This window comes from Tenacibaculum soleae, from assembly GCF_001693415.1.
GTDB classification, from domain to species: Bacteria; Bacteroidota; Bacteroidia; order Flavobacteriales; family Flavobacteriaceae; genus Polaribacter; species Polaribacter soleae.
The window spans coordinates 128187-140486 of sequence record NZ_MAKX01000001.1; the positions used below are offsets into that span (position 1 = coordinate 128187).

Consider the following 12300-nt stretch of genomic DNA (forward strand, 5'->3'; position numbering starts at 1 on the left):
TTTTTATCGTTTTAAGATTAAAAATCCTTTTAATTTTTTAAAGTTATGTGTCCCTGTAATTTGAATATTGAAAAAATAAGTTCCTGAAGGCAAAGTTCCTGCTCCTAAAACTTTTTTCTTATTAGCCTCTCCTCTAAATACTCTTAGATTGTTATCATATCCTTTAATTTCGAATACCATATCTCCCCAACGGTTGTATATACTCACAACATTCTTAGGATATTGCTCTATTCCCTTGATTTCCCAATATTCATTAATCCCGTCACCATCTGGTGAAAAACCATATTTTATATCATCTCTTTTCTCCGTTGTAAAACTTGTTTCTACACAACCTGTTGCATCGCCTGCGGAATTGTAAGCTACTATTGTTACGTAATAAATAGTGTTTGATAAGAAATCTATAGATGGATTGTAAGTTAATACATTACCTACATCTTCGTTATTTACAACATCCGTTGCGCCTGAACTAAGACCAATACTAACTTTATAACCTGTTGCCGTGGCTATTGATGACCAACTTAAATTTGTACTTACTGATACATCTGTTGTTCCGTTTGATGGTGTGGTTAACTCCGTACACGATGGTATTACAACTACCGTTTCTGTTGTAAAACTTGTTTCTGAACAACCTGTTGCATTGCCTGCTGAATTGTAAGCGGTGATTGTTACATAATACGTCGTGTTGGATAAGAAATCTGTCGATGGATTGTAACTTAAAACATTACCTACATCTTCGTCATTTACAACATCCGTTGCACCCGAACTCGTTCCGACACTAACTTTATAACCTGTTGCCGTGGCTATTGATGACCAACTTAAATTTGTACTTACTGATACATCTGTTGTTCCGTTTGATGGTGTGGTTAACTCCGTACACGATGGTATTACAACTACTGTTTCTGTTGTAAAACTTGTTTCTGAACAACCTGTTGCATCGCCTGCCGTGTTATAAGCCGTTATTGTTACGTAATAAGTAGTGTTTGATAAGAAATCTGTTGTTGGATTGTAAGTTAAAACATTACCTACATCTTCGTTATTTACAACATCCGATGCTCCTGAACTTGTACCAATGCTAACTTTATAGCCTGTTGCCGTTGCTATTGATGACCAACTTAAATTTGTACTTACCGATACATCTGTTGTTCCATCCGAAGGATTGTTTAATATCGTACATGATGGTATTACAACTACCGTTTCTGTTGTAAAACTTGTTTCTGAACAACCTGTTGCATCGCCTGCGGAATTGTAAGCTACTATTGTTACATAATAAGTAGTATTTGATAAGAAATCTATCGATGGATTGTAAGTTAAGACATTACCTACATCTTCGTTATTTACAACATCCGATGCACCTGAATTACTACCAATGCTAACTTTATAGCCTGTTGCCGTTGCTATTGATGACCAACTTAAATTTGTACTTACTGATACATCTGTAGCGCTGTTTGATGGTGTGGTTAACTCCGTACACGATGGTATTACAACTACTGTTTCTGTTGTAAAACTTGTTTCACTACATCCTGTTGCATCGCCTGCCGTGTTATAAGCCGTTATTGTTACATAATAAGTAGTGTTTGATAAGAAATCTATCGTTGGATTGTAACTTAAAACATTACCTACATCTTCCTTATTTACAACATCCGTTGCACCCGAACTTGTACCAATGCTAACTTTATAGCCTGTTGCCGTTGTTATTGATGACCAACTTAAATTTGTACTTACAGATACATCTGTAGCACCGTTTGATGGTGTGGTTAACTCCGTACACGATGGCATTACAACTACTGTTTCTGTTGTAAAACTTGTTTCTGAACAACCTGTTGCATCGCCTGCGGAATTGTAAGCGGTGATTGTTACATAATAAGTAGTATTTGATGAGAAATCTGTCGATGGATTGTAACTTAAAACATTACCTACATCTTCGTCATTTACAACATCCGTTGCACCCGAACTACTACCAATACTAACTTTATAACCTGTTGCCGTGGCTATTGATGACCAACTTAAATTTGTACTTACCGATACATCTGTTGTTCCGTTTGATGGTGTGGTTAACTCCGTACATGATGGTATTACAACTACTGTTTCTGTTGTAAAACTTGTTTCTGAACAACCTGTTGCATCGCCTGCGGAATTGTAAGCTACTATTGTTACATAATAAGTAGTGTTTGATAAGAAATCTATCGATGGATTGTAAGTCAACACATTGCCTACATCTTCGTTATTTACAACATCCGTTGCACCCGAACTACTACCAATACTAACTTTATAACCTGTTGCCGTGGCTATTGATGACCAACTTAAATTTGTACTTACCGATACATCTGTTGTTCCATCCGAAGGATTGTTTAATATCGTACATGATGGCACTACAACTACCGTTTCTGTTGTAAAACTTGTTTCACTACATCCTGTTGCATTGCCTGCCGTGTTATAAGCCGTTATTGTTACATAATAAGTAGTGTTGGATAAGAAATCTATCGTTGGATTGTAACTTAAAACATTACCTACATCTTCCTTATTTACAACATCCGTTGCACCCGAACTTGTACCAATGCTAACTTTATAGCCTGTTGCCGTTGTTATTGATGACCAACTTAAATTTGTACTTACTGATACATCTGTTGTTCCGTTTGATGGTGTGGTTAACTCCGTACACGATGGTATTACAACTACTGTTTCTGTTGTAAAACTTGTTTCTGAACAACCTGTTGCATCGCCTGCCGTGTTATAAGCCGTTATTGTTACGTAATAAGTAGTGTTGGATAAGAAATCTGTTGTTGGATTGTAAGTTAAAACATTACCAACATCTTCGTTATTTACAACATCCGATGCTCCTGAACTTGTACCAATGCTAACTTTATAGCCTGTTGCCGTTGCTATTGATGACCAACTTAAATTTGTACTTACTGATACATCTATTGTTCCGTTTGATGGTGTGGTTAACTCCGTACACGATGGTATTACAACTACTGTTTCTGTTGTAAAGCTTGTTTCTACACAACCTGTTGCATCGCCTGCGGAATTGTAAGCTACTATTGTTACGTAATAAATAGTGTTTGATAAGAAATCTGTCGTTGGATTGTAAGTCAATACATTACCTACATCTTCATTATTGACAACATCCGTTGCACCTGAACTTGTACCAATACTAACTTTATAGCCTGTTGCCGTGGCTATTGATGACCAACTTAAATTTGTACTTACTGATACATCTGTTGTTCCGTTTGATGGTGTGGTTAACTCCGTACATGATGGTATTACAACTACTGTTTCTGTTGTAAAACTTGTTTCTGAACAACCTGTTGCATCGCCTGCCGTGTTATAAGCCGTTATTGTTACGTAATAAGTAGTGTTTGATAAGAAATCTGTTGTTGGATTGTAAGTCAACACATTACCAACATCTTCGTTATTTACAACATCCGATGCTCCTGAACTTGTACCAATGCTAACTTTATAGCCTGTTGCCGTTGCTATTGATGACCAACTTAAATTTGTACTTACCGATACATCTGTTGTTCCATCAGAAGGATTGTTTAATATCGTACATGATGGCGCTACAACTACCGTTTCTGTTGTAAAACTTGTTTCACTACATCCTGTTGCATCGCCTGCCGTGTTATAAGCCGTTATTGTTACATAATAAGTAGTGTTTGATAAGAAATCTATCGATGGATTGTAAGTTAACACATTACCTACATCTTCATTATTTACAACATCCGTTGCTCCTGAACTAGTACCAATACTAACTTTATAGCCTGTTGCCGTTGCTATTGATGACCAACTTAAATTTGTACTTACTGATACATCTGTAGAGCTGTTTGATGGTGTGGTTAACTCCGTACACGATGGTATTACAACTACTGTTTCTGTTGTAAAACTTGTTTCTAAACAACCTGTTGCATCGCCTGCGGAATTGTAAGCTACTATTGTTACGTAATAAGTTGTGTTCGATAAGAAATCTGTCGTTGGATTGTAAGTTAATACATTACCTACATCTTCGTTATTTACAACATCCGTTGCACCCGAGCTAGTACCAATACTAACTTTATAACCTGTTGCCGTGGCTATTGATGACCAACTTAAATTACTATCTACAGATATATTTGTTGTTCCGTTTGATGGTGTGGTTAACTCCGTACATTCAGGAACAATATTACACAACTTACCCCCATCAGTAATTACCCAACCATCTGTACCTATCAATGTAGTTCTTGCTGTTTCACTTATACAATATGTACTATTTCCTCCATCAAAAACAACATTCGATTGTAATATTTGTGCATTCCAACCATTTAATAAGGCGTCGTAATTTGCAGTTGAAAGTTTAGCATCTTTAAACATGTTTTCCATTGTAATGACATTAGAGACATTCCATCCACTAATATCCTGATCAAACAATGTTGCACCTCTAAACATTTGTTGCATATCCGTTACGGCCCCCACATCCCAACTACTCAAATCTTGATTAAATGCTGTTACTAACCTAAACATTGCCTCCATATTAGTAACGTTAGAAACATTCCAACTACTCAAATTTTGGTTAAACAAAGGCGCTTGAGAAAACATCACTCGCATACTTGACACTTTAGAAACATTCCAGCTACCAATATTTTGATTAAATGCTGTTGCGCCCCAAAACATCCCTTCCATATTAGTAACATTAGACACGTTCCAACTACCGATATCTTGATTAAATGCTGTTGCTGATGCAAACATCCAATACATATCAGTTACATTAGACACATCCCAAGTGCTGATATTTTGATTGAATGCTGTAGCTGATGCGAATACTGCTCGCATATTAGTAATGGTACTAACATCCCAACCACTGATATCTTGATTTAAACTACTAGCTCCAAAAAACATACCATTCATATCAGTTGCGTTCGTTAAATCTGGTTTATCTATAGCATTAACTTCTAAATTTTTACATCCTTTAAATGCTGCTTCCATTGAAGCCCATTGATTATCTCCCCATTGATCAACTGAAAGTATTTTTTCTTTATCGTCTGTATTATTAAAATAAATACGTGGAAAAGTTCCTTTAATTCGTATAGTATAAGTTCCAGCAATTAAAAAATCGTGGGTAACTGACCCCGTAACTCCAAGTTCGTCAAAAATTCCATCATTATCCCAATCTACATCGTAATTGTAGGTAGTGCTACCATGTGTTGGAATTGTTATTGAAGTTGCTGAGGAAGCTCCTGGGTTATCCGTTTTCCAGATAGTTACAAAATCGGTTGTATTTAATGTACAGGCTAATCCGCCATCAGTAATCGTCCAATTATCTGTATTAATTATATTATCTCTTGCTGTTTCTCCCGAACAATACGTACTATTTCCTCCGTGAAAAATAACATTTGGCTGTAATGTTTGTGCATTCCATCCGTTTAATAAGGCATCGTAGTTTGTGGTTGAAAGTTTTGCATCTTTAAACATATCTACCATATTGGTAACGTTGGCTACATTCCACCCTCCTATGTTTTGATCAAATGACGATGCTCTCCAAAACATATAACTCATATTAGTTACTTTTGAAACATCCCAACTACCTAAATTTTGATTAAATAACACCGCTGCCCAGAACATATAATTCATATCAGTTACTTTACTTACATTCCAACTACTGATATCTTGATTAAATAATAAAGTTACTGCAAACATACCTTTCATATTTATTACATTGGACACGTCCCAACTACCAATATCTTGATTAAATACCTTTGCTGATGAAAACATCCAGACCATATCGGTTACGTTAGAAACATCCCAGCTACCAATAGGTTGATCAAATGCTGTTGCTCCTGAAAACATCCAGTTCATATTGGTTACCTTAGAAACATTCCAACTACCAATAGGTTGATTAAATGCTGTTGCTTTTGAAAAAATTGACCTCATATTTACTACACTACTCACATCCCAACCTGAAATATCTTGATTAAAAAAAATATTTTTATCAAACATAAAGCTCATATCTTCAACCTTTGATACATTCCATGTACTGATATTTTTATTGAAAATTGAAGAGTTGAACATCGACCTCATTGTTAAAACATTAGCAACATTCCAAGAACTAATGTCTTGGTTAAAATTACTTGCATAAGAAAACATAGATTGCATAGATTCTACCTTACCTACATTCCATGAACCAATATTTTGATTAAATGCTGTTGCTGATGAAAACATCGACCACATATTTGTTACATTACTCACATCCCATCCACTAAGGTCTTGATTAAATATAGTTGCCTTTCTAAACAAATTTCCCATATCAGTAATAGTACTCACATCCCAGTTGTTAATATTTTGATTAAGACTACTTGCTCCTTCAAACATTCTATTCATACTTGTCGCCATCGATAAATTTGGTGCATCAGCTGCATTAACTTCTAAATTTTTACATCCATAGAAAGCTTTTTCCATTGAAATCCATTGATTATCTCCCCATTGATCAACTGAAAGTATTTTTTCTTTATCTCTATTGTCATTAAAATGAATACGCGGAAAAGCTCCTCTAATTCGTATGGTATAAGTTCCAGCTGTTAAAAAATCGTGGATAACAGAACCTGTAATACCCAATTCATCAAAAGTTCCATCATTATCCCAATCTACATCATAATTGTAGGTCGTACCACCATGCGTTGGAATTGTAATTGAAGTTGCTGATGATGTTCCTGGGTTATCCGTTTTCCAGGTAGTTACAAAATCAGTTGTATTTAATGTACAAGCTAATCCCGCATCGGTAATTGTCCAATTATCTGTACTAGTGATATTATTTCTTGCTGTTTCTCCCGAACAATACGTACTATTTCCTCCGTGAAAAATAACATTTGGCTGTAATGTTTGTGCATTCCATCCGTTTAATAAAGCATCGTAGTTTGTGGTTGAAAGTTTAGCATCCCTAAACATATTTCCCATATCGGTAACATTGGCTACATTCCACCCTCCTATGTTTTGATCAAATGCTGCTGCTTGCCAAAACATATAATTCATACTTTCTACTTTTGAGACATCCCAACTACCAATATCTTGATTAAATGAAAGAGCCTTTATAAACATACTAGTCATATTAGTTACATTAGACACGTTCCAACTACCAATATTTTGATTAAAAGCTAGAGCTTCATTAAACATATGATTCATAGTCACTACCTTAGATAGATTCCAATTACCAATATCTTGATTAAAATTCTTTGCCCCTGAAAACAAGAACCCCATGTCAGTCACATTGCTTACTTGCCATGAACTAATATCTTGATTAAACACTTTTGCGTCTCTAAACATACTATTCATATTCGTTACCGCATTAACATTCCAAGTACCTATATCTTGATTAAAAAAAGCATTCTTAGAAAACATCAAACGCATACTTTTAACCTTCGAAACATTCCATGTACTTATGTTTTCATTGAATATTGAAGATTCGAACATAGATTCCATAGTTATTACATTAGAAACATCCCAACTACTAATGTTTTGATTGAAAGACATTGACTTCCAAAACATTCTACTCATATTGGTAACTTTACTAACATCCCAACTACTAATATCCTGATTAAAAGCATCTGTAGAAGCAAACATCCATTGCATCCATTTTACCTTAGCTACATTCCATGAACTAATATCTTGATTAAATGCTTTTGCTGATGAAAACATCCAGCCCATACTGGTTACGTTAGAAACATCCCAGCTACTAATATCTTGATTAAATGAACTAGCAATGGCAAATAACGAGGTCATGTTTTCGATATTAGAAACATCCCAGCTACTAATATCTTGGTTAAACTTACTAGCGCCCCAAAACATTTCTCTCATATTTACCATCTTCGATAAATCGGGAGAATCGGGTGCATTTACTTCTAAATTTTTACACCCTTTAAATGCTGCTTCCATAGAAGTCCATTGGTTATTACCCCATTGATCAACCGATAGTATTTTTTCTTTATCTCCTGCATTAATAAAATAAATACGCGGAAAAGTTCCTTTAATTCGTATAGTATAAGTTCCTGTAGTCAAAAAATCGTGCGTAGCAGAACCTGTTACTCCAAACTCATCAAAAACTCCATCATTATCCCAATCTACATCATAATTATAAGTCATACCACCATGTGTTGGAATTGTAATTGAAGTTGCTGATGATGTTCCAGGGTTATCCGTTTTCCAGGTAGTTACAAAATCGGTTGTATTTAATGTACAGGCTAATCCGCCATCAGTAATCGTCCAATTATCTGTATTAATTATATTATCTCTTGCTGATTGCGCTGTACAATAGGTACTATTCCCGCCACTAAAAACAACATTTGGTTGTAATACTTGCGCATTCCACCCGTTTAATAAGGCATCGTAGTTTGTGGTTGATAGTTTTGCATCTTTAAACATATCTACCATATTACTCACATTAGAAACATTCCAACTACCAATATCTTGATCAAACGTCATCGCTCCTTTAAACATTTCTTTCATCTTAGTAACACTAGAAACATCCCAATTACCAATAGGCTGATTAAATGAGTTAGCAAACATGAACATTCCTTCCATAGTAGCAACACTAGAAACATTCCAATTACTTATATCATGATTAAAGAGTCCTACTCCAATAAACATTCTATACATATCTGTTACCTTAGAAACATCCCAACTACCAATATCTTGATTAAAAGCAAACGAATGATAAAACATTCCTCTCATATTAGTTACATTAGAAACATTCCAGCTACCAATATCTTTATTAAATACAGAAGCATACATAAATACTCTTTCCATATTAGTAACGTTAGAAACATTCCAATTACCAATGTCTTGATTAAAAGAATTTGCTTTATAAAATAAGTAATCCATGTGAGAAACCATAGAAACATTCCATCCACCAATTGGCTGGTTAAAAACATTAGCTTCGTAGAACATCTTTGACATATATTTTACTAATGAAACATCCCAATTCGTAATATTTCCATTAAAAGAGAGCGCACTTTGAAAAACTGATGTCATATCCTTTACATTACTGACATTCCAACCATTTAAATCTTGATTAAAACTAGTAGCGCTATGAAACATGCTCTTTAAGTTTGCAACTGAAGAAACATCCCACAGACCGATATCTTGATTAAAGGCCGTAGCATAGGCAAACATACCATCCATTCTATATCCTTTAGAAACATTCCAACCATTTAAATCTTGATTAAAACTACTAGCTCTATAAAATACATGGCTAAAATTTACTATTGAAGAAACATCCCACAAACCGATATCTTGATTGAAGGTTGTTGCTCCTGAAAACATCCAGCTCATATTGGTTACCTTAGAAACATTCCAACTACCAATAGGCTGATTAAATGCTGTTGCTCCTGAAAACATTGACCTCATATTTACTACACTACTCACATCCCAACCTGAAATATCTTGATTAAATATAGTTGCTGATGAAAACAAGTTACTCATATCTGTTATCGTACTCACATCCCAATTACTAATATCTTGATTAAAACTTTCTGTTCCTGCAAGCATCCGGTGCATACTTATTGCCATAGATAAATTGGGGGCATCTGTTGCGTTTAATTCTAAGTTTTTACATCCATAAAAAGCTACCGCCATTGAAGACCATTGGTTATTACCCCATTGATCAACCGATACTATTTTATCTTTATCACCTGTATTGTTAAAACGAATCTGCGGAAAAGTTCCTCTAATTCGTATGGTATAAGTTCCAGCAGTTAAAAAATCGTGGGTAACTGATCCTGTAATTCCTAACTCATCAAAAGTTCCATCATTATCCCAATCTACATCATAATTATACACGCCACCTGTTGTTGGAATCGTAATTGAAGTTGCTGATGATGTTCCTGGGTTATCCGTTTTCCAAGTAGTTACAAAGTCGGTTGTATTTAATGTACAGGCTAATCCGCCATCAGTAATTGTCCAATTATTTGTACTTATAATATTGTCTTTTGCTGGTTTAGCTGAACAATAAGTACTACCTCCTCCACTAAAAACAACATTTGATTGTAATGTTTGTGCATTCCATCCGTTTAATAAGGCATCGTAGTTTGTGGGTGATAGTTCCATGTAGTGAAACATGCGATTCATGTTTGTTACATTCGTTACGTTCCACCCCCCTAAGTTTTGATCAAATACAATAGCTTTTTCAAACATGCTTTCCATGTTAGTAACAGATGCTACACTCCAACCACTTATATCCTGATTAAATAAATCGGTATACCTAAACATACCTTCCATAGTGGCTACCGAACTTACATCCCAACCACTAATGTTTTGATTAAAAATGGTTGCTTCTCTAAACATATTTTCCATAGAAGTAACTGAAGCTACATTCCAATTTGTGATATCAACGTTAAATGAAGTTGCTTTATAAAACATTCTTGGCATTTGTGTTACTTTACTAACATCCCAATTTGAAATATTTCCATTAAATGCTGTTGCATTCCAAAATACTCCCATCATATTGGTTACGTTACTAACATTCCAATTACTTAAATCTTGATTAAATGAAGTTGCGCTATGAAACATATTTGCTATGTTTACTACTGATGAAGTATCCCATAAACCAATAGGTTGATTAAAAGCTGTTACTCCATCAAACATACTATTCATGTTGATTACCTTACTTACATCCCAACCACTAATATCAGAATTAAAGTCTTTTGCCCAAGCTAACATTACCCCCATATTGGTAACATTACTTACATTCCATCCAGAAATATCTTGATTAAAAGCTTTTGCCCCCCAAAACATAGAATTCATATCTGTTACTGAGCTTACATCCCATAAACCTACATCTTGATTGAAATCTTTGTTTTGAAAAAACATAGATTTCATTGATTTCACCTTTGCTGTATTCCAATTACCTATAGGTTGATTATAAGAACAATAAGAAAACATGTATCCCATATTTGTAACATTACTAACATCCCAAGTATTAATATCTCCGCTAAATGCTTCAGAGAAATAAAACATCCAACTCAAGTTGGTTACCTTACTCGTATTCCATGATGAAATATCTTGATTAAAGGCTTTTGATGATGAAAACATTGACCTCATATCTGTTACGCTTCCAACATTCCAAACCCCAATAGGTTGATTAAAAACTGCTGTAGATGAAAACATGCCTGACATATTGGTAACATTACCAACATTCCAACCAGAAATATCTTGATTAAAGGCTTTTGATGACGAAAACATTGATCTCATATCTACCACATTACTCACATCCCAACTAGAGAGGTCTTGATTAAAAATTGTAGTTGATGAAAACAAACCACTCATGTCTGTTATTGTACTAACATCCCAACTATTAAGGCTCTGATTAAGGCTTGCTGCTCCAGAAAACATATATTTCATACTTGTTGCCATAGACAAATCTGGTACATCAGCTGCATTTACCTCTAAATTTTTACATCCATAAAAAGCCTTTTCCATAGAAGTCCACTTTCCATCTCCCCATTGTTCTACCGAAAGTATTTTTTCTTTATCTCCTGTATTGTTAAAATAAATACGCGGAAAAGTTCCTCTAATTCGTACGGTATAAGTTCCTGCAGTTAAAAAATCGTGGGTAGCTGATCCTGTAATTCCTAAGTCGTCAAAAACCCCATCATTATCCCAATCTACATCGTAATTATACCCACCACTTATTGTAGGAATTGTAATTGAGGTTGCTGATGAAGTTCCTGGATTATCTGTTTTCCAAGTAGTAATAAAGTTTTGAGCAGAAATCGTGTAGATAAAAAAGCACAGAATAATGGTAACTATAGCTTTCATGTAATAATGTTGTCTTTTATATTATTTATAGTTGTGTAGTTATGCAACTACTTATTTTATTAGCTAATCTTAAATTATTTAATAAAATAATATTAACACATAACATTACTGTTATATGTTTTACAACAAAATTATAGATATAGACTGTTTTAAATATCCCTTGTTAAGGGTAAAATTACTACCCCTGAAAACAGGGGTAAACAAGTATTAAAATTGTAAAAATAACTGCGTAGCCTAAAGAGTAAAACTATCTAAAAATTGGATGTGGCAAAGATGAATAAAAACACAGCTAAGTCTAATTATTAAAAGTTATTGTACCTAGTTTTTTCCCTTTATTATATAGTTTAAAGGTCATCTACCCTAAAAAATATAAAGAATCTAAAACAGTAAGTAAAATCTCTATAAAATGCCATGGTGTCAATTTCATTTCCATATATACAGTCACCAATAAGCACGTCAAAATCAGGTATTGTTTCCCTATTTCACCAAATAACAATGCTTTATTTCCTATCTTTTTTACCAAGT

Annotated in this window: 1 protein-coding gene; it reads right to left on the reverse strand. The window is 34.5% G+C overall.

Annotated features, from left to right (window positions below; translation table 11 throughout):
• Positions 1 to 3: 3 nt before the first annotated feature.
• Positions 4 to 11775 carry a BspA family leucine-rich repeat surface protein gene (locus tag BA195_RS00610; RefSeq protein WP_068701390.1) on the reverse strand — a complete coding sequence of 3924 codons (11772 nt, stop codon included), beginning with the start codon at positions 11773 to 11775 and terminating at the stop codon, positions 4 to 6.
• Between the last annotated feature and the right edge of the window lie 525 nt (positions 11776 to 12300).

Bases quoted from the DNA above. Each gene is read 5' to 3' on its own strand.
- BA195_RS00610 (WP_068701390.1), bottom strand. From the start codon at position 11,775: ATGAAAGCTATAGTTACCATTATTCTGTGCTTTTTTATCTACACGATT.